At 68.9% G+C, this 22,979-nt stretch carries 18 protein-coding genes; 11 read left to right on the top strand and 7 right to left on the bottom strand.

Translation table 11 applies throughout. The features are described from left to right. Window position 1: 1 nt before the first annotated feature. Complete coding sequence (locus A5711_RS22410) at window positions 2–1,576, top strand: APC family permease (RefSeq protein WP_156673424.1); 1,575 nt, start codon at window positions 2–4, stop codon at window positions 1,574–1,576. 16 nt (window positions 1,577–1,592) lie between these two features. On the opposite strand, the gene A5711_RS22405 is transcribed toward A5711_RS22410, so the two are convergent. The 5 genes from A5711_RS22405 to A5711_RS22385 all read right to left on the bottom strand — a co-directional run bounded on the left by A5711_RS22405 (window position 1,593) and on the right by A5711_RS22385 (window position 5,043). Beyond that, window positions 1,593–2,228 (bottom strand): urease accessory protein UreF, encoded by a 636-nt coding sequence (locus A5711_RS22405; protein WP_067950412.1) that lies wholly within the window; start codon window positions 2,226–2,228, stop codon window positions 1,593–1,595. 5 nt (window positions 2,229–2,233) lie between these two features. Then, window positions 2,234–3,955, bottom strand: a complete 1,722-nt coding sequence (locus tag A5711_RS22400; RefSeq protein WP_067950410.1) for an urease subunit alpha — start codon at window positions 3,953–3,955, stop codon at window positions 2,234–2,236. Beyond that, complete coding sequence (locus A5711_RS22395) at window positions 3,955–4,266, bottom strand: urease subunit beta (RefSeq protein WP_067950408.1); 312 nt, start codon at window positions 4,264–4,266, stop codon at window positions 3,955–3,957. The genes A5711_RS22400 and A5711_RS22395 overlap by 1 nt, the downstream gene beginning before the upstream one ends. Further along, window positions 4,263–4,565 (bottom strand): urease subunit gamma, encoded by a 303-nt coding sequence (locus A5711_RS22390; RefSeq protein ID WP_067950406.1) that lies wholly within the window; start codon window positions 4,563–4,565, stop codon window positions 4,263–4,265. Before A5711_RS22390 ends, A5711_RS22395 begins: the two co-directional genes overlap by 4 nt. A 64-nt stretch (window positions 4,566–4,629) precedes the next feature. Then, a complete protein-coding gene (locus A5711_RS22385; protein ID WP_067950404.1) occupies window positions 4,630–5,043 on the bottom strand; it encodes a PaaI family thioesterase in 414 nt (137 codons plus the stop codon). Between the two features lie 259 nt (window positions 5,044–5,302). Here A5711_RS22385 and A5711_RS22380 point away from each other — a divergent pair, with 259 nt between their 5' ends. From A5711_RS22380 to A5711_RS22365, 4 genes are all read left to right on the top strand, one after another. Further along, window positions 5,303–5,722 carry a BlaI/MecI/CopY family transcriptional regulator gene (locus tag A5711_RS22380; RefSeq protein ID WP_067950401.1) on the top strand — a complete coding sequence of 140 codons (420 nt, stop codon included), beginning with the start codon at window positions 5,303–5,305 and terminating at the stop codon, window positions 5,720–5,722. Between the two features lie 14 nt (window positions 5,723–5,736). Continuing rightward, window positions 5,737–6,687: a M56 family metallopeptidase gene (locus A5711_RS22375; RefSeq protein WP_067950400.1), complete on the top strand. Its 951-nt coding sequence runs from the start codon at window positions 5,737–5,739 to the stop codon at window positions 6,685–6,687. 100 nt (window positions 6,688–6,787) lie between these two features. Continuing rightward, window positions 6,788–8,257: an NADP-dependent phosphogluconate dehydrogenase gene (gene gndA, locus A5711_RS22370; RefSeq protein ID WP_067950398.1), complete on the top strand. Its 1,470-nt coding sequence runs from the start codon at window positions 6,788–6,790 to the stop codon at window positions 8,255–8,257. A gap of 42 nt (window positions 8,258–8,299) precedes the next feature. After that, window positions 8,300–9,736 carry a GuaB1 family IMP dehydrogenase-related protein gene (locus tag A5711_RS22365; RefSeq protein WP_067950395.1) on the top strand — a complete coding sequence of 479 codons (1,437 nt, stop codon included), beginning with the start codon at window positions 8,300–8,302 and terminating at the stop codon, window positions 9,734–9,736. Window positions 9,737–9,760: 24 nt separating this feature from the next. On the opposite strand, the gene A5711_RS22360 is transcribed toward A5711_RS22365, so the two are convergent. Next, window positions 9,761–10,387 carry a GNAT family N-acetyltransferase gene (locus A5711_RS22360; RefSeq protein ID WP_067950393.1) on the bottom strand — a complete coding sequence of 209 codons (627 nt, stop codon included), beginning with the start codon at window positions 10,385–10,387 and terminating at the stop codon, window positions 9,761–9,763. Window positions 10,388–10,683: 296 nt separating this feature from the next. Here A5711_RS22360 and A5711_RS22355 point away from each other — a divergent pair, with 296 nt between their 5' ends. The 6 genes from A5711_RS22355 (at window position 10,684) to A5711_RS22330 (ending at window position 20,110) form a co-directional block, all read left to right on the top strand. Beyond that, window positions 10,684–12,045 carry a hemolysin family protein gene (locus A5711_RS22355; protein WP_067950391.1) on the top strand — a complete coding sequence of 454 codons (1,362 nt, stop codon included), beginning with the start codon at window positions 10,684–10,686 and terminating at the stop codon, window positions 12,043–12,045. Further along, entirely contained in the window at window positions 12,042–13,082 is a 1,041-nt protein-coding gene (locus A5711_RS22350; protein WP_067950389.1) for a hemolysin family protein, read from the top strand. Before A5711_RS22355 ends, A5711_RS22350 begins: the two co-directional genes overlap by 4 nt. Window positions 13,083–13,362: 280 nt before the next feature. Continuing rightward, entirely contained in the window at window positions 13,363–15,558 is a 2,196-nt protein-coding gene (locus tag A5711_RS22345; protein ID WP_067950387.1) for a malate synthase G, read from the top strand. Between the two features lie 108 nt (window positions 15,559–15,666). Then, window positions 15,667–17,694 (top strand): substrate-binding domain-containing protein, encoded by a 2,028-nt coding sequence (locus A5711_RS22340; RefSeq protein ID WP_067950385.1) that lies wholly within the window; start codon window positions 15,667–15,669, stop codon window positions 17,692–17,694. A gap of 226 nt (window positions 17,695–17,920) precedes the next feature. Further along, window positions 17,921–19,174, top strand: coding sequence for a 3-oxoacyl-ACP synthase KasB (kasB, locus tag A5711_RS22335; RefSeq protein ID WP_067950383.1), 1,254 nt, complete (start codon window positions 17,921–17,923; stop codon window positions 19,172–19,174). A 75-nt stretch (window positions 19,175–19,249) separates the two neighbouring features. Continuing rightward, window positions 19,250–20,110 (top strand): haloalkane dehalogenase, encoded by an 861-nt coding sequence (locus A5711_RS22330; protein ID WP_067950381.1) that lies wholly within the window; start codon window positions 19,250–19,252, stop codon window positions 20,108–20,110. A 17-nt stretch (window positions 20,111–20,127) separates the two neighbouring features. Here A5711_RS22330 and gcvP read toward each other — a convergent pair whose 3' ends face one another. Further along, entirely contained in the window at window positions 20,128–22,965 is a 2,838-nt protein-coding gene (gcvP, locus tag A5711_RS22325) for an aminomethyl-transferring glycine dehydrogenase (RefSeq protein ID WP_067950379.1), read from the bottom strand. Window positions 22,966–22,979: the final 14 nt, after the last annotated feature.

The raw sequence follows: 22,979 nt of genomic DNA, 5'->3' as shown, positions 1-22,979 counted from the left end.
GATGTTCTTCACAAAGCCGGCCAAACGGTCCCCGGCGGGTTGGGAAGGCGATTTGGCCGTCGACTCGAAACCGATTGCGGCCCAAGACGATTTAGAAACGCCCACCTCGGCGGGGATAACGCCCGACGACGAGGACCAGGCCCAGCTCAAGGCTTTGGGCTTCCAGTCGGACTTCAAGCGGGACATGAGCCCATGGGCGAACTTCTCGCTGGGGTTCACCTACCTGTCACCGGTGGTCGGCATCTACACGGTGTTCGCATTCGCGCTGTCCACCGCCGGCCCACCGATGATCTGGAGCCTGCTGATCGCCGGCGCCGGACAGATGTTGGTGGCGTTGGTCTTCAGCGAAGTGGTGGCCCAGTTCCCGGTGGCCGGCGGCGTCTATCCCTGGGCGCGCCGGCTGTGGGGACGCAAATGGGCATGGATGACCGGATGGGTCTACATGTTCACACTGTTGGCGCTCCTGGCGGACGCCGCCTATGGCGCGGGCCCGTACGTCGCAGACGTCTTCGGCTTCAAGCCTTCTCCGCACGCCACGGTCCTGTGCGCGCTCGTCATGCTGGCCCTGGCCACTGTCATCAACCTCACCGGCACCAAGATTCTGGGCTACTTCGCCATCTTCGGCTTCAGCGCCGAGTTGATCGGCGCCATCGTGGTCGGCGTCTGGCTGCTGTGCACCCAGCGCCATCACAATCTTGGCGTGCTGTTCCACGGCTTCGGCGCGCAAGGCCACCACAGCTACACCTACGCCTTCCTGGCCGCCAGCCTGATCGCGCTCTACCAATTCTTCGGTTTCGAGGCCTGCGGCGACGTCGCCGAGGAGGTCCGTAACCCCGGCATACAAATTCCAAAGGCCATGCGCCGCACCATCTACGTCGGCGGCTCGGCGGCCACCTTCGTGTGCCTGAGCCTGATCCTGTCGGTCACCGACTTCGGCGCGGTGATCAGCGGCAAGGACCCCGATCCGATCGACACGATCCTGAAAACCGCGTTCGGCGGCATCGGGGCGAAGATCGTCCTCTGCATCGTGCTGATCTCGTTCGTGTCGTGCGCGCTGAGCCTGCAGGCCGCCGCCAGCCGGCTCATCTACTCCTACGGCCGCGACGACATGATCGTCGGCTCAAAGCTGCTGGCGCGGTTCGATCACAAGCGACACGTGCCGCCCTATTCCTTGCTCATCGCGGTCATCATCCCGGCGGTGCTGATCGTCGGGTCGCTGATCTCCCGCGACGCGCTCACCAAGCTGGTCAGCTTCGGTTCGGTGGGCGTCTACATCGCCTTCCAGATGGTGGTGCTGGCCGCCCTGCGCGCGAGGATCAAAGGTTGGGCGCCCAACGGCAAGTACCGGCTGGGCCGGTGGGGAGTGCCCGTCAACATCGGCGCGCTGACCTACGGCGTCGCGGCAATCGTGAACCTTTCCTGGCCGCGGGACTCGCACCAGCCGTGGTACGACGACTACATCATCCTGCTGATGTCGGTGGCCATCGTCGGTCTGGGAATCCTGTACCTCGTGTTCACGCGGGCGCACGCCAAGAGCGACGCGCCGTACGCCGACGCGATTCCGGCGCGGAAGTAGTTGCGCCGCAGCACAATCAGGAGACGAAGAGCGGGCGTTCCCGGGCGGCATGGCGCTGCGCGAGCGTGTCGAGCAACGGGTCGGACAGGTCGGCCAGCCCGATGGCCGCCTCGGCGGCGGTGCGCTCGCACAGGTCCGCCAGCCGAAACGTGCACGCCGCGACGTCGGCCGGGTCCAAAGCGAGAAGCCGCTGGGCGGCGGTCGCGGAGCCGGTCATGGTGGTGTAGACGATCGTCAAGGCGGTGTGCTCGTGGTTCAGTCCACTGATGGCGCCGACCCGCCCCGCCGTGACGGCGAGGTGCGGCCGTGCGCCGATTTCCGCCCAGTCGGCGTCCGGCCAGACCCGTCGCGCCAGCCGCGCCAGCCCGCGGCCCTGGCTGCGCGACGCCTCGCGGGCGGCCGGGGCGGGCGTGCGGGCATCGGTCTCACGATCGGCCGCGTCGGGGGTGAGGTCGCCGCGCTGGACCGCCGCCGCGATCGACGCGCTGACCAAGCCGGAGCTGCGAATCCGGCGGCACAGGAAGGCTTCCAGCGTGTCCAGGCCGGTCACCAGGCCGCTGGTGACCGCCTCCTCCACACCACCGGAGTGCACGTGGCCCCCGGCCGGCAGTCGGGAATCGGCCAGGGCGAGCAGTGTTGCCAGTGCGGACATGTGCCTCAGAACAGGAAATAGCGTTGCGCCATGGGCAATTCGGTTGCCGGGTCCTCCTGCCAGACCTCGCCGTCGATCCGCACGGTGAACGTGTCCGGGTCCACTTCGATGTCGGGCAGCGCGTCGTTGAGCGGCAGGGCCGCCTTGCCGAGCCCGGTGGTATTGCGCACGGGGACAAGGCGCCGATTGACCGCGATCCGCTCGGTGAGGCCCGCCTCGATCGCCTGCGGCGCAACGAAATGCACCGAGGTGGCGGCCGCCGCGGCCGGGGCGGCCCCGAACATCGGACGGGGCAGCACCGGTTGCGGCGTCGGGATCGACGCGTTGGCGTCCCCCATCGCCGCCCACGCGATCATGCCGCCCTTGAGCACCGCGTGCGGGCGGACGCCGAAGAACGCGGGCTCCCACAACACCAGGTCCGCCAGCTTGCCCACTTCCACGGATCCGACCTCGTGGTCCAGCCCGTGTGCGACGGCGGGGCAAATGGTGTATTTCGCCACGTAGCGCCGCGCCCGCATGTTGTCGGCGGCACCGTCGCCGGGCAGCGCGCCCCGTCGCCGTTTCATCACGTGCGCGGTCTGCCAGGTGCGCAGCACCACTTCCCCGATCCTGCCCATCGCCTGCGAGTCGCTGCCGATCATCGAGATCGCGCCGATGTCATGCAGCAGGTCTTCCGCCGCCATGGTCGACGGCCTGATCCGGCTCTCGGCGAAGGCCAAGTCTTCCGGCACTTGGGGATTGAGGTGGTGGCAGACCATCAACATGTCCAAATGCTCGTCGAGGGTGTTGCGCGTGTGGGGGCGAGTGGGGTTGGTGGAGCTGGGCAGAACGTTGGGTTTGCCTGCGACGGTGATGATGTCGGGGGCATGGCCGCCCCCGGCGCCCTCGGTGTGATACGTGTGGATCGACCGCCCGGCGATCGCGGCCAGGGTGTCTTCGACGAATCCCATCTCATTGAGGGTGTCGGTGTGCAGCGCCACCTGGACGCCGGCGGCATCGGCGACGGTGAGGCAGGCGTCGATGGCTGCCGGGGTCGACCCCCAGTCCTCGTGCAGCTTGAAACCCGAAGCCCCGCCGTGCAATTGCTCCCACAATCCCTCGGCGCTGACGGTGTTTCCCTTACCCAGCAGCGCGAAGTTCACCGGCCAGCCGTCGAGCGCCTCGAGCATCCTCTCCAGGTGCCATGCGCCCGGGGTCACGGTGGTGGCTTTGGTGCCCTCGGCCGGCCCGGTGCCGCCGCCGATGATCGTCGTGATCCCGGAGCCGAGCGCCTCTGCCATGAGCTGGGGGCAAATCAGGTGGACGTGGCAGTCGACGGCGCCCGCGGTGACGATCCGGCCGTTGCCGGCGATGACTTCGGTGGACGGCCCGACCACCAGGTCCGGGTGCACGCCCGTCATGGTGTCGGGGTTACCCGCCTTACCGATCGCGGAGATACGGCCGTCGCGAATGCCGATGTCGGCCTTGACGATTCCCCAGTGGTCGATGATGACCGCCCCGGTGATCACGGTGTCGGGCGCGCCCTCGGCGCGCGTCGCGCGTCCCTGGCCCATCGACTCGCGCAGCACCTTGCCGCCGCCGAACACTGCCTCGTCACCGGCCAGTCCCGGTCCCCCGCTGCGGTCTTCGGTGATCTCCACGAAGAGATCGGTGTCCGCCAGCCGGATCCGGTCGCCCGTGGTGGGGCCGAAAAGCTGGGCGTAGCTCTCCCTCGACAGGCCCGCCATCAGTCGTCGAGCCGTCCGGGCGGCGTCAGGGTCAGGCCATGCACCTCACGGCTTCCGCGCAGCGGCACCAGTCGGACCCGTTGCGGCACACCGGGTTCGAAGCGGACTGCGGTGGCGGCCGGGATGTCCAACCGGCAGCCGTGGGCGGCGGCGCGGTCGAACGACAGCGCCGAGTTGGCCTGGGGCAGGTGGACGTGGCTGCCGACCTGTACCGGACGGTCCCCGGTGTTGATGATCTGCATCTCGATCCGCTCCGCGTCCGCGTTTATCTCGATATCGCCGCTGCCGAAAAGGATTTCGCCGGGAATCATGCGATCGGGTGGTGGACGGTGACAAGTTTGGTGCCGTCCGGGAACGTCGCCTCCACCTGTACGTCGGCCAGCATTTCCGGCACCCCCTCCATCACATCGTCGCGGCTGAGCACGTCGCAGCCGCTGGCCATCAGGTCGGCGACGGTGCGGCCGTCGCGCGCGCCCTCCAGAATGTGGTCGGTGATGATGGCAACCGCCTCCGGGTGGTTCAGCCGCAAGCCCCGGGCACGGCGGCGGCGTGCCAGTTCGGCGGCGTAGGACAACAGCAATCGCTCTTGTTCGTGCGGCGTAAGGAGCACGTTCTCCGATCCTGCCACGGCGCCCGAGGCGGGACGCGCCCGGCCACGCTTGGCGGCGGGCGGGCTAGGCCTCCAGGTTCTGCAGCCGAACCTGGCCGCGGGCGACCACCCGGTCGTCGGCGTCGGTGATGGTGACCAGCCACAACTGCTGGCGCCGGCCGCGGTGGATCGGTTCCGCGGCGCCGTACACCATGCCCGAGCCGATGGAGCGCAGAAAGTCGGTGTTGTTGTTGACGCCTACGACGTTCCCGCCGCCGCGGGTGGCGAGCCAGGTGTAGGCGGCCACGCTGGCCATGCTTTCGATGATCGAGCAGTACACGCCGCCGTGCACCAGGCCCATCGGCTGCAGCAGTTTGGGGGTGACCTCGAGCTGGGCCCGGGCGCCGTCGGGGCTGAGTTCGGTGAATTGCAGCCCGATCTCCTGATCGAAAGGCGCGGTGAAATCCGGCGGCAGGGTCGCTTCCCGAGGGTCAGGCACGTTCTGTGTTTACACCATGACCACCCGAGAACGGCTGAGCCCCGTGCCACTGGGGCACGGGGCTCGCCGATCGAGTCGACCCGGGGTCACTGCAGCCCTCAGGACTCGCCGCGGTCGTCGTTCGCTCGACGGGGTTAGCATAGGCAAGGCTGCCCTAATTTCGCAAGCATCAATTCCGGGGCGCCCCCGGAAGCTTCGGTACGACCGTCGGTAGTAATCCGGAGTAAGATGTGCCTCGACGCTCAGGAGAGAACGCACTATGGCGAAACTGACCCGGCTCGGAGATCTGGAACGCGCGGTGATGGACCACTTGTGGTCCACGCCGGAACCGCAAACGGTCCGCCAGGTCCACGATGCGTTGTCCGCGCGACGCGATCTTGCCTACACGACGATCATGACCGTGCTGCAACGGCTGGCGAAGAAGAACCTGGTTTCCCAGATCCGCGACGACCGCGCGCACCGATACGCACCCGTGCACGGCCGCGACGAGCTCGTCGCGGGGCTCATGGTCGACGCGCTGGCCCAGGCCGAGGATTCCGGAGGTCGGCAGGCCGCTCTGGTGCACTTCGTCGAGCGGGTGGGCGCCGACGAGGCGGACGCGCTGCGGCGAGCGCTCGCCGAGCTGGAAGCCAATCAACGCAATGACGCGTCATCCGCTGGCGCGTTGACGGAGGACTGAGGGAGACTGACAGCGTGTCCGCGCTGGCCTTCACCATCCTCGCGGTGCTGCTGGTCGGTCCGGTACCGGCCTTGCTGGCACGCGCGAGCTGGCCGCTGCGCGCTCCCCGGGCGGCAATGGTGTTGTGGCAGGCCATCGCGCTGGCAGCGGTCCTCTCCGCGTTCAGCGCCGGGATCGCGATCGCCACTCGGCTGCTCATGCCAGGTCCCGACGGCCGGCCCACCGCCAGCATCGTGGGCGACGCCGGCCGGCTCGGCTGGCCGCTGTGGGCGGCATACATCGGCGTTTTCGCGCTGACGGTGCTGGTCGGCGCGCGACTGATGGTCGCCGTGATCCGGGTGGCCATCGCCAACCGGCGACGGCGGGCCCATCACCGCATGGTGGTCGATCTGGTCGGAGTCGGCCACGACGCCGCGCTTCCCCAGCCCTGTGCCCACACGCGCGACCTTCGCGTCTTGGATGTTGCGCAGCCGCTTGCCTATTGCTTGCCCGGCGTGCGCAGTCGGGTAGTGGTCAGCGAGGGGGCGCTGAGCACGCTCGCCGATGCGGAAGTCGCGGCGATCCTCACCCACGAGCGGGCCCACCTGCGAGCCCGGCACGACCTGGTTCTCGAGGCCTTCACCGCGGTGCACGCCGCGTTCCCGCGGCTGGTGCGCAGCGCGAACGCTCTCGGCGCGGTTCAACTGCTCGTCGAGCTGCTCGCCGACGACGCCGCCGTGCGCGCGGCCGGCCGCGCTCCCCTGGCGCGCGCCCTGGTTGCCTGCGCGTCCGGGCGGGCGCCGTCGGGCGCATTGGCCGCGGGCGGCACCAGCACGGTGGTCCGCGTGCGCCGGCTGTGCGGGGACGGCAACAGCCTGGCGCTGTCGGCGGCCGCCTACCTCGCGGCGGTGGCCGTGTTCGTGGTGCCCACCGTCGCGTTGGCGGTCCCGTGGCTCACGGAATTGCGGCGCCTGTTCAACCTCTGAGGCGACGCGGGAGCCATCACCCCGGGCGGGCGCATGTCCGCTGTGCCACAGTGTGACGGAAAGCTTTTGGGCAAGGTTCTCCGACTCGAGAGGCGAAGACATGGGTTCGTCGGATACCCCGACCGGTTCCAAGACCGCGACCGCGCAAATCGGCGTTACCGGCCTGGCGGTGATGGGTTCGAACATCGCTCGCAATTTCGCCCGGCACGGCTACACCGTGGCGCTGCACAACCGGTCGGTCGCCAAGACCGACGCGCTGCTCAAAGAGCACGGTGACGAGGGCAAGTTCGTGCGGTCGGAGACCATCGCGGAGTTTCTGGACGCCCTGGAGAAGCCGCGGCGGGTGCTAATCATGGTCAAGGCCGGTGACCCAACCGACGCCGTCATCAACGAGCTCGCCGACGCCATGGAAGAGGGCGACATCATCATCGACGGCGGCAACGCCCTCTACACCGACACCATTCGCCGCGAGAAGGCGATGCGCGACCGGGGCCTGCACTTCGTCGGCGCCGGCATCTCCGGCGGAGAGGAGGGCGCGCTCAACGGCCCGTCGATCATGCCCGGTGGCCCCGCCGAGTCGTACAAGTCGCTCGGTCCGCTGCTCGAGGAGATCTCCGCGCACGTCGACGGCGTCCCGTGCTGCACCCACATCGGCCCGGACGGCGCCGGGCACTTCGTCAAGATGGTGCACAACGGCATCGAGTACTCCGACATGCAGCTGATCGGCGAGGCCTACCAGTTGCTGCGCGACGGCCTGGGCAAGACCGCGCCCGAGATCGCGGACGTGTTCGCCGAATGGAACAAGGGCGACCTGGACAGCTTCCTCATCGAGATCACCGCGGAGGTGTTGCGGCAGAAGGACGCCAAGACGGGCAAGCCGCTCGTCGACGTCATCCTGGACGAGGCCGAGCAGAAGGGCACCGGCCGCTGGACGGTGAAGTCGGCTCTGGATCTCGGCGTGCCGGTGACCGGCATCGCCGAGGCGGTGTTCGCCCGCGCGCTGTCGGGTTCGGTGACGCAACGCAAGGCCACCACCGGGCTGGCCTCGGGCGAGCTGGGAGCCGAGCCGGGAGATGCGCAGCAATTCGTCGAGGATGTCCGTCAGGCCCTGTACGCGTCGAAGATCATCGCTTATGCGCAGGGCTTCAACCAAATTCAGGCCGGCAGCGCCGAATATGACTGGGACATCACGCCGGGCGACCTGGCCACCATCTGGCGCGGCGGCTGCATCATCCGGGCGAAGTTCCTCAACCGCATCAAAGACGCGTTCGACGAAGATCCCGACCTGCCGACGCTGATCGTCGCGCCCTACTTCCGCAGCGCGATCGAGGCCGCGATCGACGGCTGGCGTCGCGTCGTGGTGACCGCCACGCAGCTGGGCATCCCGATCCCCGGTTTCTCCTCCGCGCTGTCCTACTACGACGCCCTGCGCACCGAGCGGCTGCCCGCGGCGCTGACCCAGGGCTTGCGGGACTTCTTCGGCGCCCACACCTACGGCCGGATCGACGACGACCCGGACAAGCGGTTCCACACGCTCTGGAGCGGCGACCGCAGCGAAGTGCCCGCCTAGGCGGGGTACTACTGGAGGACACGAGGGGGCACGGCGACGACGATGAGATTCCTGGACGGGCATGGGCCCGGCTACGACCTGACCTACAACGACGTCTTCGTCATGCCGGGCCGGTCGGAGGTCGAGTCCCGCTTCGACGTCGACCTGTCCACCAACGACGGCTCGGGCACCACGATCCCCGTCGTGGTGGCCAACATGACCGCGGTGGCCGGGCGCAGGATGGCCGAGACGGTCGCGCGCCGTGGCGGCCTGGTCATCCTGCCGCAGGATCTCCCGATCACCGCCGTCCAACAGACGCTGGATTTCGTCAAGAGCCGTGACCTCGTGCTCGACACCCCCGTGGTCCTGGCACCCGACGATTCGGTGTCGGATGCGACCGCGCTGATCCACAAGCGTGCGCACGGGGTCGCCGTCGTCGTCTTCGAGGGCCGCCCGATGGGCCTGGTCAGCGAATCGTGCTGCCTCGGCGTCGACCGGTTCACCAGGGTGCGTGACGTCGCGATCACCGACTTCGTCACCGCCCCGGTCGGCACCGAGCCGCGCAAGATCTTCGACCTGCTCGAGCACGCCCCGATCGGGGTCGCGGTGGTGACGAACGCGGACGGCACGCTGGCCGGCGTGCTGACGCGCACCGGCGCCATCCGGACCGGCCTGTACGCCCCGGCGGTCGACGCGCGCGGGCGGCTGCGCGTCGGCGCGGCCGTCGGCATCAACGGCGATGTGGGGGCCAGGGCGCGCTCTCTGGCCGAGGCGGGCGTCGATGTGCTCGTCATCGATACCGCACACGGGCATCAGGTAAAGACGCTCGACGCGATCCGCACGGTGTCCTCGCTCGAACTGGGCGTCCCGCTGGTGGCGGGCAACGTCGTCTCCGCCGAAGGCACCCGCGACCTGCTCGGCGCCGGGGCGGACATCGTCAAGGTCGGCGTCGGGCCGGGGGCGATGTGCACCACTCGGATGATGACCGCCGTGGGTCGCCCGCAATTCTCGGCCGTGGTCGAATGTGCTTCGGCGGCAAGGCAATTGGGCGGGCATGTCTGGGCCGACGGCGGCGTCCGGCATCCGCGGGACGTGGCGCTGGCGCTGGTGGCCGGGGCGTCCAACGTGATGATCGGATCGTGGTTCGCCGGCACCTATGAATCGCCCGGGGACCTGATGCGCGACCGTGAGGACCAGCCCTACAAGGAGAGCTACGGCATGGCGTCCAAGCGGGCGGTGGTCGCCCGCAGCGCGGCCGACACCGCGTTCGAGCGCGCGCGCAAAGCGCTTTTCGAGGAAGGCATTTCGACGTCGCGGATGGGGCTTGACCCCGACCGCGGCGGCGTCGAGGACTTGCTCGACCACATCACGTCGGGCGTGCGCAGCACGTGCACGTACGTCGGCGCCGCCAACCTGACGGAGCTGCACGAGCGCGCCGTCGTCGGGGTGCAGTCGACCGCGGGCTTCGCCGAAGGCCATCCGCTGCCGTTGGGCTGGTGACCCGTTCCGCCCGGAATGGCGAGGCTATGCGTCGGTGGCCGGGCGTTGCAGCGCGTAAAGCGACATCCGCCGGTTTCTGGCGTCGTGCTCCCCGAGGAACGTGCAGCCGGCGTTCTCGCACAGCCGGCGCGCCGCGGTGTTGCGGTGATCGGGGTCGAACATGATGCGCCGGCAACGGGGCTCCATGGCGAAGGCGCTGGCCACGATGCGCGGCAACAGCATCGGGCCCAGCCCCCGGTTCACCAGTGCCGGGTCGGCGATGGCCGCGTGCAGCCCCAGGTCATGAGGCTCGGCCTCGTAGTAATACGAGATCAAATCCTTTGCGCTCCAATATAATTCGAGGTAGGCGCAATCATTTCCCCGGATACTTCCGAGTAGCGGCAGCGAATACGTTCCGTCGAGCTGTGCGCCCAGATGCCGCTCCCACCGCGGCGTCGGCCAGTCGTATTCCCAGGCCGCCGCCAGGTGCGGGCGGTTCATCCACTCCGACACCATGCCCGCGTCCCCGCGTCGAGCGACCCGCAGCGCGAACGGCGGTTCCAGGGCCGGGAGCGGCGGCGGGCCGATCCGCGCGAGCTCGTCGGCGATGTCGAAGCGCTCGCGCGGAAGTACTTGCGCTGATTGGGTTTCGGGAGGGGCTTCGGACGCCATAGTGGGCACAGCCTACCGAGTAAGGTTAGGCAACCCATAGTCGGGTGGGCGAGTTGTGGAGGGGTGCCGGCGAAAACGGTGGTCGATCGTACGCGGGGCGGATCCGGCTACCATGAGTCAGCAAAGACGGAGGCGACCGCGTCCGCACCGGCTACAGGCAGCGAAGGGATCGACGTGCCGCAGGCACCCGTGCAGGCCATGGGATTTCGGCTGCGGCAGCCGTCGGGCGACCCACCCGATGCGGAGCCTTCCCCGGCGAGTCCCACCGGGCAATCGGCCAACGGGCGGCGTGATCCATGAACGTCACCGTCGCCGTGATCAGCGTCTTGGCCATCGCGGTGCTCATCTTCGGCAACGCGATCTTCGTCGCCGCCGAGTTCTCGCTCACCACGCTGGACCGCAGCGCCGTGGAGGCCAACGCCCGCGGCGGCGGACGCCGCGACCGGGCGATCCGGCGCGCGCACCACAAACTGTCGTTCCAGCTATCCGGCGCGCAACTGGGCATCTCCGCCACCACGTTGGCGGCCGGCTATCTGACCGATCCCATGCTGGCCGACCTGCCGCACCCGTGGTTTGACGCGATCGGGATATCCGACCGGGTCGCCGACGCGATCATGGCGTTCCTGGCGCTGGTCATCGTCACATCGGTATCGATGGTGTTCGGTGAGCTGGTGCCGAAATACCTGGCCGTCGCCCGGCCGCTGTCCACCGCGCGGGCCGTGGTGGGTGTCCAGCTGCTGTTCTCGCTGTTGTTCACCCCGGCGATCCGGCTCACCAACGGCGCGGCGAACTGGATCGTGCGCCAGCTGGGCATCGAGCCGGCCGAGGAGCTGCGGTCGGCGCGGTCGCCGCAGGAGCTGCTGTCGCTGGTGCGTTCGTCGGCGCGCAGCGGCTCCCTGGATGCGGCCACCGCGGCGCTGGTGCGGCGGTCCCTGCAATTCGGCGCCCGGACCGCCGAGGAACTGATGACGCCCAGGTCGAAGATCGTGGCGCTGCAGACCGACGACACGGTCGCCGACCTGGTGGCCGCGGCGGCGGAGTCGGGATTCTCGCGCTTCCCGATCGTCGACGGCGACCTGGATGAAACCGTCGGCATCGTCCACGTCAAACAGGTGCTGGCCATCCCCGCGGCCGAGCGAGCGGGCACGCCCCTGATCACGGTGGCACAGCCCGTTCCCGTGGTGCCGTCGACGCTGGACGGCGACGCCGTCATGAGCGAGATTCGCGCCAACAGCCTGCAGACCGCGATGGTCGTCGACGAATACGGCGGCACGGCGGGCATGGTCACGGTCGAGGACCTGATCGAAGAGATCGTCGGCGACGTCCGCGACGAACACGACGACGCCACCCCGGACGTGGTGGCGGCCGGAACAGGTTGGCGCGTCTCGGGTCTGCTGCGCATCGACGAGGTGGCCGCGGCGACCGGCTTCCGCGCGCCCGAGGGACCCTACGAGACCATCGGCGGGCTGGCGTTGCGTGAATTCGGCCACATCCCGGTGGCCGGCGAAACGGTCCAGTTGCCGGCGCTGGACGCCGACGGGTTGTTGGACGCGTCGCTGCGCTGGCAGGCGACCGTCATCCGGATGGAGGGGCGCCGGATCGACCTGCTCGAGTTGATCGAGCTGCACGGGGACAGTCCGGCGGGAGGTCCCCGATGAGCAACACCTGGGGCGTGTTCCTGGCGATCCTGCTGATCGGCGTCAACGCCTTCTTCGTCGGGGCGGAATTCTCGTTGATCTCGGCCCGGCGCGACCGCCTCGAAGCGCTGGCCGAACAGGGCAAGGCCCGGGCGGTCACAGTGATGCGGGCCGGAGAGCAGCTGCCGGCCATGCTGGCCGGGGCGCAGCTCGGGGTCACGGCCGCCTCGCTGCTGCTCGGGCGGATCGGCGAGTCGGCGGTCGCCGACCTGCTGCGCACGGCGCTGGGCCTGACCGGCATACACCCCACGCTGCTGCACACGCTGTCGTTCGCGATCGCGCTGGCGATCGTGGTGACGCTACATGTGCTGCTGGGCGAGATGGTGCCGAAGAACATCGCGCTGGCCGGTCCCGAGCGCACCGCGATGCTGCTGGTGCCCGCGTACCTGGCCTATGTGCGAGCCGCACGGCCGTTCATCGTGTTCTACAACAAGTGCGCCAACGTCGTGGTGCGCGCGCTGGGCGTGGAACCCAAGGAAGAGCTCGAATTCACCGTCTCCCCGGTCGAATTGAGCGAGATGATCGCCGAATCGCGCTCCGAAGGGCTGCTGGACCGCGAGGAGCACACCAGGCTGACCCGGGCCCTGCAAATCGGCACCCGCGTGGTCGGCGACGTGGCCGTCCCGCTCGCCGATGTCCACGCGGTGCGGGTGGCCGCGGCGGGCACCGGCCCGACGGTGGGCGCCGTCGAAGAGGCCCTGGCCCAGACCGGTTACTCGCGGTTCCCGGTCGCCAACGTCAACGGCGATTTCATCGGCTACCTGCACATCAAGGACATGCTCACCCTCGGCGACGACCCACGCACGGTGATCGACCTGGCGATGGTGCGGCCCCTGCCGCGGCTGCCCAAGTCGCTGCCGCTGGCCGACGCGTTGTCGCGGATGCGCCGCAGCAACAGCCATCTCGCGCTGGTGACAGGGGCTGGCGGTGAGGTGGTCGCGATGGTGGCCATGGAAGACCTGGTTGAGGACCTCGTCGGCACGATGCGCGATGCATAGGGGTACTGGTCGCGAAGTACGGCTGTAGCGAGCCCGTATGATTTTCAACGGCTACCAGTCAAGAAAGTGCTGGAGGGCGCAGGATGCCAGGCGCACAGATGCGTTGCTGGAATTCAATCCCCGGGCTCGCCGCAGCGGCATGGTTAGAGCTGTCAGCGCGGCCTGACCTGGTGTGGCAGGTTTGGGCGGATACGCTCACCAGGCTGCTGCTCGGTACGCTGAAGACATTGCCACTCCGAGCCGATGGCGGCTTGGTGAGGCTTCATTATGGAGGAGAAACATGACTGATCGCGTGTCGGCGGGGAACCTGCGCGTCGCCCGAGTGCTCTACGACTTCGTGAACAACGAGGCCCTGCCCGGCACCGACATCGACCCGGACAGCTTCTGGGCCGGCGTCGACAAAGTCGTCACCGACCTCACCCCGAAGAACCGGGATCTGTTGAACCGCCGCGACGAGCTGCAGGCCCAGATCGACAAGTGGCACCGCCAGCGCGTGATCGAGCCGTTCGACGTCGAGGCGTACCGCCAGTTCATCACCGAAATCGGTTACCTGCTGCCCGAACCCGAGGATTTCACGATCACGACCTCGGGCGTCGATGACGAGATCACCACGACCGCGGGCCCGCAGCTGGTGGTGCCGGTGCTCAACGCCCGGTTCGCGCTGAACGCCGCGAACGCGCGCTGGGGCTCGCTGTACGACGGCCTGTACGGCACCGACGTCATCCCGGAGAGCGACGGTGCCGAAAAGGGCACCAGCTACAACAAGATTCGCGGCGACAAGGTCATCGCGTATGCGCGCAACTTCCTCGACCAGGCAGTGCCGCTGGAATCCGGGTCCTGGGCCGACGCGACGGGCCTGTCCGTAGAGGACGGCCAGCTGAAGGTCGCGACCGCCGACGGTTCCGTCGGCCTGGCCAGCCCCGAGAAGTTCGCCGGCTACACCGGCGAGCTCGGCTCCCCCGACTGGTCGGTGCTCCTGGTGAACCACGGCCTGCACATCGAGATCCTCGTCGACCCCGAATCGCCGGTCGGCAAGACCGACCGCGCCGGCATCAAGGACGTGGTCCTGGAATCGGCCGTCACCACGATCATGGACTTCGAGGACTCGGTGGCCGCCGTCGACGCCGACGACAAGGTGCTCGGTTACCGCAACTGGCTCGGGCTGAACAAGGGCGACCTGTCCGAAGACGTCGACAAGGGCGGCAAGACCTTCACCCGCGTGCTGAACCAGGACCGCACCTACACCACGCCCGACGGCCAGGGCGAGCTGACGCTGCCGGGCCGCAGCCTGTTGTTCGTCCGCAACGTCGGCCACCTGATGACCAATGACGCCATCGTGGACGCCGAGGGTAACGAGGTGTTCGAGGGCATCATGGACGCGCTGTTCACCGGCCTGACGGCGATCCACGGGCTGAAGACCGGGGACGCCAACGGCCCGCTGACCAACAGCCGCACCGGGTCGATCTACATCGTCAAGCCCAAGATGCACGGCCCCGACGAGGTCGCGTTCACCTGCGAGCTGTTCAGCCGCGTCGAGGACGTCCTGGGGCTGCCGCAGGCCACGCTCAAGGTCGGCATCATGGACGAGGAACGGCGCACCACCGTCAACCTCAAGGCGTGCATCAAGGCCGCCGCCGACCGGGTGGTGTTCATCAACACCGGCTTCCTGGACCGCACGGGCGACGAGATCCACACGTCGATGGAAGCCGGGCCGATGATCCGCAAGGGCGCGATGAAGAACACCACGTGGATCAAGGCCTACGAGGACGCCAACGTCGACATCGGTCTGGCCGCCGGCTTCAAGGGCAAGGCGCAGATCGGCAAGGGCATGTGGGCCATGACCGAGTTGATGGCCGACATGGTCGAGCAGAAGATCGGCCAGCCCAAGGCGGGCGCGACCACCGCGTGGGTGCCCTCCCCTACGGCGGCCACCCTGCACGCGATGCACTACCACTACGTCGACGTGGGCGCCGTTCAGGAGGAGCTGGCGGGCCAGAAGCGCACCAACATCGACGAGTTGTTGACCATCCCGCTGGCCAAGGAACTGGCCTGGGCCCCCGAGGAGATCCGCGAGGAGGTCGACAACAACTGCCAGTCCATCCTCGGCTATGTGGTGCGCTGGGTCGCCCAGGGCGTCGGCTGCTCGAAGGTGCCCGACATTCACGACGTGGCGCTCATGGAAGACCGTGCGACGCTGCGGATCTCCAGCCAGCTGCTGGCCAACTGGCTGCGCCACGGGGTGATCACCGAGGAGGACGTGCGGGCCAGCCTGGAACGGATGGCGCCGCTGGTGGACGCGCAGAACGCCAAGGACGCGGCGTACCTGCCGATGGCGCCCAACTTCGATGACAGCATCGCGTTCCTGGCCGCCCAGGATCTGATCCTGACCGGGACGCAGCAGCCCAACGGCTACACCGAGCCGATCCTGCATCGCCGTCGGCGCGAAGTTAAGGCCCGCGCGGCGCAATCAAATTGAGCTCGTGCCTTAATCGGGCTGGCGAAGCATCGGTGCCGCTGACGACTAAGATCAGCGGCGGGTTCACAACAAGTCGGATGGATCGACGGAAAGGCGACGGGCACCACTATGGGTAGGCACAGTTTGCCCGACCCTGAGGACTCCGTCGACGAGCCATACGAAGGCGGCGACACCGACGACCGGCACGGGGATGCCGTCACCGAGGACTACGCCGACGAGGGCGACTACCCGGTCGACGAGGACTTCGACGCCGAGGAAGACCGCTACGCCGCCGACGACGCGTTCGAGGCCGGGACCGCCGACGACTACCCGGAGTTCCCGCCGCGCCAACCGGGGCCGCGGAGCGCGGAGCCGCCGGCCTCGTCGCCGTCGCTGTTCGGCCGCGGCCACCGCGGCCTCGGCGATTGGCGGGGCGGACATCGGAGCGAGGGCGGCCACCGCGGAGTCAGCATCGGCGTCATCGTGGCCCTCGTCGCCGTCGTCGTGGTAGTGGGCAGCGTCATCCTGTGGAGCTTCTTCGGTGATGCGTTGTCCAACCGCTCGCACCAGGCCGCCGGCCGCTGCGTGGGCGGCAAGGAAACGGTCGCCGTCGTCGCCGACCCGTCGATCGCCGACTCGGTGCAGCAGTTCGCGGAGAGCTACAACTCCTCGGCCGGCCCCATCGGCGACCACTGCGTGGAGGTCAGCGTCAAGCCGGCCGGCTCGGACGCGGTGCTGAACGGGTTCATCGGCAAATGGCCCGCCGAGCTGGGCGGCCAGCCGGCATTGTGGATCCCCGGCAGCTCGATCTCCGCCGCGCGGCTGGCCGGCGCCACCGCGCAGAAGACGATCACCGACAGCCGGTCGCTGGTGACGTCACCCGTGGTGCTCGCCGTCCGGCCGGAACTCCAGCGGGCGCTCGGCAACCAGAACTGGGGGGCGCTGCCCGGGCTGCAGACCAACCCGAACGGCTTGGCCGGCGTGAACCTGCCGGCGTGGGGGTCGCTGCGGCTTGCCCTGCCGATGAACGGCAACGGCGACGCGGCGTTCTTGGCCGGGGAAGCGGTGGCGGCCGCGTCGACACCTCCCGGCGCGCCGGCGACCCAGGGCACCGGAGCGGTGCGCACCTTGCTGAGCGCGCAACCCAAACTGGCAAACAACTCGCTGACCGAGGCGATGGACGCGCTGCTCGGACCCCCTGATGCGGCAACCGCCCCGGTGCATGCGGTGATCACCACCGAGCAGCAGCTGTTCCAGCGCGGCCAGTCCTTACCCGACGCCAAGGGCGCGTTGGCCTCCTGGCTACCGCAGGGGCCGGCGCCGGTCGCCGACTACCCCACGGTGCTGCTCAGCGGCTCGTGGCTGACGAAGGACCAGACCTCGGCGGCCAGCGAGTTCGCCCGCTTCATGCACAAGCCCGACCAACTCGCCAAGCTGGCCAAGGCCGGCTTCCGGGTCAACGGAGTGAAGCCGCCGAGCAGCCCGGTCACCACGTTCCCAGCGCTGCCGGCGACGGTGTCGGTGGGTGACGACGCGATGCGCGCGACGTTGGCCGAGGCGATGGCCAGCCCGTCGAGCGGGCTCGCCGCGACCATCATGCTCGACCAGTCGATGCCCGGGCAGGAGGGCGGCAAGTCCCGCCTGGCGAACGTGATCGCCGCCCTGCAGGACAAGATCAAAGCGCTGCCACCCACCTCCGTGGTCGGGCTGTGGACGTTCGATGGCCACGAGGGACGTTCCGAGGTGCCCGGTGGGCCGCTGGGCGACCCCGTGAACGGCCAGCCGCGTTCGGCGGCGCTGACCGCGGCGTTGGACAAGCAGTACTCGTCGCCCGGCGGTGCCGTGTCGTTCACCACGCTGCGCATGATCTACCAAGAGCTGCAGACCAATTACCACCCCGGCCAGACCAACTCGATATTGGTCATCACGGCGGGTCCCCACACCGACCAGAGCCTGGACGGCCCCGGGTTGCAGGATTTCATCCGCAAGAGCGCGGACCCGGCCAAGCCCATCGCGGTGAACGTCATCGACTTCGGCGGCGACCCGGACCGCGCGACGTGGGAAGCGGTCGCCCAGCTCAGCGGTGGTGGCTACCAGAACCTCGCCACGTCGGCGTCCCCGGACCTCGCCGCGGCCCTCAACGCGTTCTTGAGCTGACGCCCGGTTACGGCGGAATCCGAACGTCGCGGCGGGGTCTTCACGCTCGGGACGGCAACTTGCCGCTAGGCTCGATCAAGGTTGATGCCACGGGCAACGCCACGGGGAGCGGTGCGAAGGTTCCGAGTCGAGCGCCTTCCTCCTCCATTCCGGAGGGCTGGTGACACGGCCCGTCCGGGAGTGAGGACGGCCGGGGTGGGCGCTGGGAAAGGATGATCCACGCAGCATGACGAATCTGATTACTGGACAGGCACTTCCGAACGTTGTCGTCACCGGTGTGGCCATGACCACCGCGCTGGCCACCGACGCGGAGACGACCTGGAAGTTGCTACTGGACTGCCAGAGTGGGATTCGGGAGCTCGATGACCCGTTCGTGGAGGAATTCGACCTGCCGGTTCGCATCGGCGGGCACCTACTGGAGGAATTCGACAGCGAGCTGAACCCGGCGGAGCTGCGCCGGACGGGCTACCTGGCGCGGCTGTCCGCCATCGTCAACCGGCGGGCGTGGGACCACGCCGGCTCACCCGAGGTCGACCCCAACCGCCTGCTGGTGTCCATCGGCACCGGATTCGGCTCCGGCGAGGAGCTGGTCTTCACCCGGGACACCCTGCGCGCCCGCGGCGTGAAAGCGGTCTCGCCGCTGGCCGTCAGCAAGTACATGCCCGACGCCGCCGCCCAGGCGGTGGGCCTGGAACGGCACGCCAGGGCCGGCGTGATGACACCGGTGTCGGCGTGCGCGTCGGGTTCGGAAGCCATCGCCCGCGCGTGGCAGGCGATGGTGTTCGGCGAGGCCGACGTCGCGATCTGCGGTGGCGTCGAGACCCGCATCGAGGCAGTGCCCATCGCCGCCTTCGCGAACATGCGAATCGTGATGTCGACGAACAACGAGAATCCGGCCGGCGCGTGCCGCCCGTTCGACAAGGACCGCGACGGTTTCGTCTTCGGCGAGGCCGGAGCGCTGATGGTGCTCGAGACCGAGGAGCACGCCAAGGCGCGCGGGGCTCGGATCCTGGCCCGGCTGATGGGGGCCGCCGTGACGTCCGACGGCTTCCACATGGTGGCGCCGGACCCGACGGGGAGTCGCGCAGGCCAGGCGATGACGCGGGCCATCCAACTCGCCGGTCTCACGCCCGAGGACATCGACCACGTCAACGCCCATGCCACCGGAACACAGATCGGCGACCTGGCCGAGGGCAAGGCCATCAACAACGCGCTGGGCAGCAACAAGCCGGCGGTGTACGCGCCCAAATCCGCCCTGGGCCACTCGGTCGGGGCGGTCGGTGCGGTTGAGTCGATCCTGACCGTGCTGGCGTTGCGCGATCAGATCATTCCACCGACGTTGAACCTGGAAAACCTGGACCCGCAGATCGATCTGGACGTGGTGTCGGGTAATCCGCGGCGGGGCAACTACCGGTACGCCATCAACAACTCGTTCGGGTTCGGCGGGCACAACGTCGCCCTGACCTTCGGCCGGTACTAGCGGCGAACCGCGCCCCAGCGGTTCGGCGCTGTCACACTCCGGGCCTAGCATCGTGAGCGCTACCGAAGGAGCGCCATGAGCATCGATTTCACCCCCGATCCCCGGCTCTACCCGTTCCAGTCGCGCTGGTTCGACAGCTCGCAGGGGCGGATGCACTACATCGACGAGGGGGCCGGGCCCCCGATCCTGCTGTGCCACGGCAACCCGACCTGGAGCTTCCTCTATCGCAACATCGTCATCGCGCTGCGCGACAGGTTCCGTTGCATCGCACCGGATTACCTCGGGTTCGGGTTGTCGGACCGGCCCGCGCCGTTCGGATACACCATCGAGGAACACGCCCGGGTGGTCGGCGAGTTCGTCGACCACCTCGGCCTCGACAACTTTCTGACGATGGGCCAGGACTGGGGTGGGCCCATCAGCATGGCGGTCGCGGTGGAGCGCGCCGAGCGGGTGCGCGGCGTCATCCTGGGCAACACCTGGTTCTGGCCGACGGACGAATTCACGACGAAGATGTTCAGCCGGGTGATGTCAAGTCCGCCAATGCAATACGCGATCCTGCACCGCAATTTCTTCGTCGAACGTCTCGTCCCCGCCGGGACAGAGCACCGCCCGAGCGATGCGGTGATGCAGCACTACCGGGCGGTGCAACCCAGCCCCGACGCCCGCAAAGGCGTCGCCGAGATGCCCAAGCAGATCCTGGCCGCGGCCCCGCTGCTGGCACGGCTGGCCCGGGAAGTGCCGGCCAAGCTGGGCGCCAAACCCGCGCTGTTCGTTTGGGGCATGAAGGACTTCGCGTTCCGGCCCGGCCCCAGCCTCCCGCGCATGCGCGCGGCCTTTCCCGACCACGTCGTCGTCGAACTGCCCAATGCCAAGCACTTCATCCAGGAGGATGCACCGGATCAGATCGCGGCGGCGATCATCGAGCGCTTCGGCTGAACCGCGCCTCCCGCGACTTAAGCGAACGCCTCCACCGGCGGGCACGAGCAGACCAGGTGGCGGTCGCCGTAGGCGCCGTCGATGCGTCGCACCGGCGGCCACACCTTGGGCCGGAAGTTCTTCCCGAGCGGATAGGCGGCCTCTTCCCGGGTGTACGGGTGCTGCCAGTCGGCGACCAGCAGGCATTCGGCGGTGTGCGGCGCGCCCCGCAGCGGATTGTCGTCGACGGGCCACTCCCCCGCGCCCACCCGGTCGATCTCCCCGCGGATGGCGATCATGGCTTCGCAGAAGGCGTCGACCTCGGTCAGGCTCTCGCTCTCCGTGGGCTCCACCATCAGCGTGCCTGCCACCGGGAAGCTCATGGTTGGCGCGTGGAAGCCGTAGTCGGCCAAGCGCTTTGCGACATCGTCGACCGTGACTCCGGTCGACTTGGTGATCGGGCGCAGATCCAGGATGCACTCGTGGGCGACCATGCCGTTCGCGCCAGTGTAGAGCACCGGGAAGTACTCGTCGAGCCGGCGGGCGATGTAGTTGGCCGACGCGATCGCGGTCAGCGATGCCGCCCGCAGGCCGTCTGCGCCCATCATCCTGATGTAGGCCCAGCTGATCGGCAGGATCGAGGCGGACCCGTAGGGCGCCGACGACACCGGATGACCTTCGGGCAACTCGGGGGCATGCGGGTGCCCCGGCAGGAACGGGGCCAGGTGCGAACGCACCGCCACGGGTCCCACCCCCGGTCCCCCGCCCCCGTGCGGGATGCAGAAGGTCTTGTGCAGGTTCAGGTGGCTGACGTCGCCGCCGAACTTCCCCGGCCGGGCCAGGCCGACGAGCGCGTTGAGGTTGGCGCCGTCGACATACACCTGGCCGCCGGCGTCGTGCACGGCCGCGCAGATCTCGGCGATGTCGTGCTCGTAAACGCCGTGGGTGGACGGATAGGTGATCATCAGCGTCGACAACGCGTCGCCGTGCTCGGCGACCTTGGCGCGCAGGTCGTCAAGGTCGACATCGCCGTTGTCGTGGCAGGCCACCACGACCACCCGCATGCCGGCCAGCGCCGCCGACGCCGCGTTGGTGCCGTGCGCGCTGGACGGGATCAGGCAGATGTTGCGGTGCGGTTCGCCCCGGCTGGCGTGGTAGTCGTGGATGGCCAGCAGCCCGGCGTACTCGCCCTGCGAGCCGGCGTTGGGCTGCAGCGAGACGGCGTCGTACCCGGTGATCTGTACCAGCCAGCTCTCCAGGTCAGCGATGAGCCGGCGTAGGCCGGGGGTGTCCGACGCGGGGGCGAACGGATGCTGACGCGCGAATTCCGGCCAGGTGATCGGTTCCATCTCGGCGGCGGCGTTGAGCTTCATCGTGCACGAGCCGAGCGGAATCATGCTGCGGTCCAAAGCGATATCTTTGTCCGCCAGGGTGCGCAGGTAGCGCATCATCGCCGTTTCGGTGCGGTACTGCGTGAACGCGGGATGGGTGAGGAACTCCGAGGTGCGGGTCGCGATATCGACGGCTACGGGTTCGGCAGCCGGCACGCCGAACGCGTCCAGCACCGCCGCCACGTGCGCGTCCGTGGTGGCCTCGTCGCAGGCGACCGACACGTGGTCGGCATCGACGCGCCACACGTTGACGCCGTTCGCCTTGGCCGCGGCCACCACCTCGTCGGCGCGTCCCGGAACCCGTGCCAGCACGGTGTCGAAGAACGCGTCGTGCACCCTCGCTGTGTTGGCCGCCGAGCCCAGGGCGGCGGCAATGGCCTCGGCGTGCGCGTGCACGCGGCGGGCGATCTGAACCAGCCCGTCGGCCCCGTGGTAGCTGGCGTACATCGCGGCCATCACCGCCAGCAGCACCTGCGCCGTGCAGATGTTGCTGGTCGCCTTGTCCCGGCGGATGTGCTGCTCGCGCGTCTGCAGCGCCAGCCGGTAGGCCGGGGAGCCGTCGGCGTCCAGCGACACGCCGACCAGCCGGCCCGGCAGCTGGCGGGCGTGCTTGGAGTGCACCGACAGATATCCGGCGTGCGGGCCGCCGAATCCCATTGGCACACCGAATCGTTGGGTGGTTCCGAACGCGACGTCGGCACCGATGTCCCCGGGTGGGGTGATCAGTGTGCACGCCAGCAGGTCGGCACCGACGGCGACCAGCGCGCCACGTTCATGGGCCTGCTCCACCAGGGCCGCCCAGTCGGTGACGCGGCCGCTGGCGCCGGGCAGCTGGGTGATGACCCCGAAGAAGTCGCCATCGGGCAGACCCTCGCGCAGGTCGGCGGTGACGATCTCGATGCCCAACGGCTGGGCCCGCGTCGCCAATACAGCAGTGGTCTGGGCGAAGACGTCGGCGTCGACGGCGAGGCGGTTCGACGTGCCGCGGGTCGCGCGGTGCATGAGCGTCATGGCCTCGGCCGCCGCGGTGCCCTCATCGAGCATCGAGGCGTTGGCGACTTCCAGCCCGGTCAGGTCGGCAACCATCGTCTGGAAATTCAGCAGCGCCTCCAGTCGGCCCTGGCTGATCTCGGGCTGGTACGGCGTGTAGGCGGTGTACCAGGCCGGGTTCTCCAGCACGTTGCGCAGCAGCACCGGCGGGGTGAGCGTGTCGTAATAGCCCTGCCCGATCATCGAGACGGCCACGGTGTTGGCCTCGGCGAGCGCCCGCAGCTCCGCCAGCGCCTCGGTCTCGGTGACGGCCGGGGGCAATTCGTCCAGGCCGGGTGCCGCGCCGCCGGCGGTGGGCTTGTCGAGGATCCCCGCCGGAACGGCCTTGGCGGCCAACTCGTCGAGTGAGTCGACCCCGATGACGGCCAGCATGGCCGCGACGGCCTGGGCGTCCGGGCCGATGTGGCGGGCGGCGAAGGTTGCTTGCTCGGGCACTGGCGTAACTCCTG

Source organism: Mycobacterium sp. E2238, from assembly GCF_001672665.1.
In the GTDB taxonomy this organism is placed as follows: Bacteria; Actinomycetota; Actinomycetes; order Mycobacteriales; family Mycobacteriaceae; genus Mycobacterium.
This window is presented reverse-complemented; position numbering and strand designations above follow the sequence as displayed.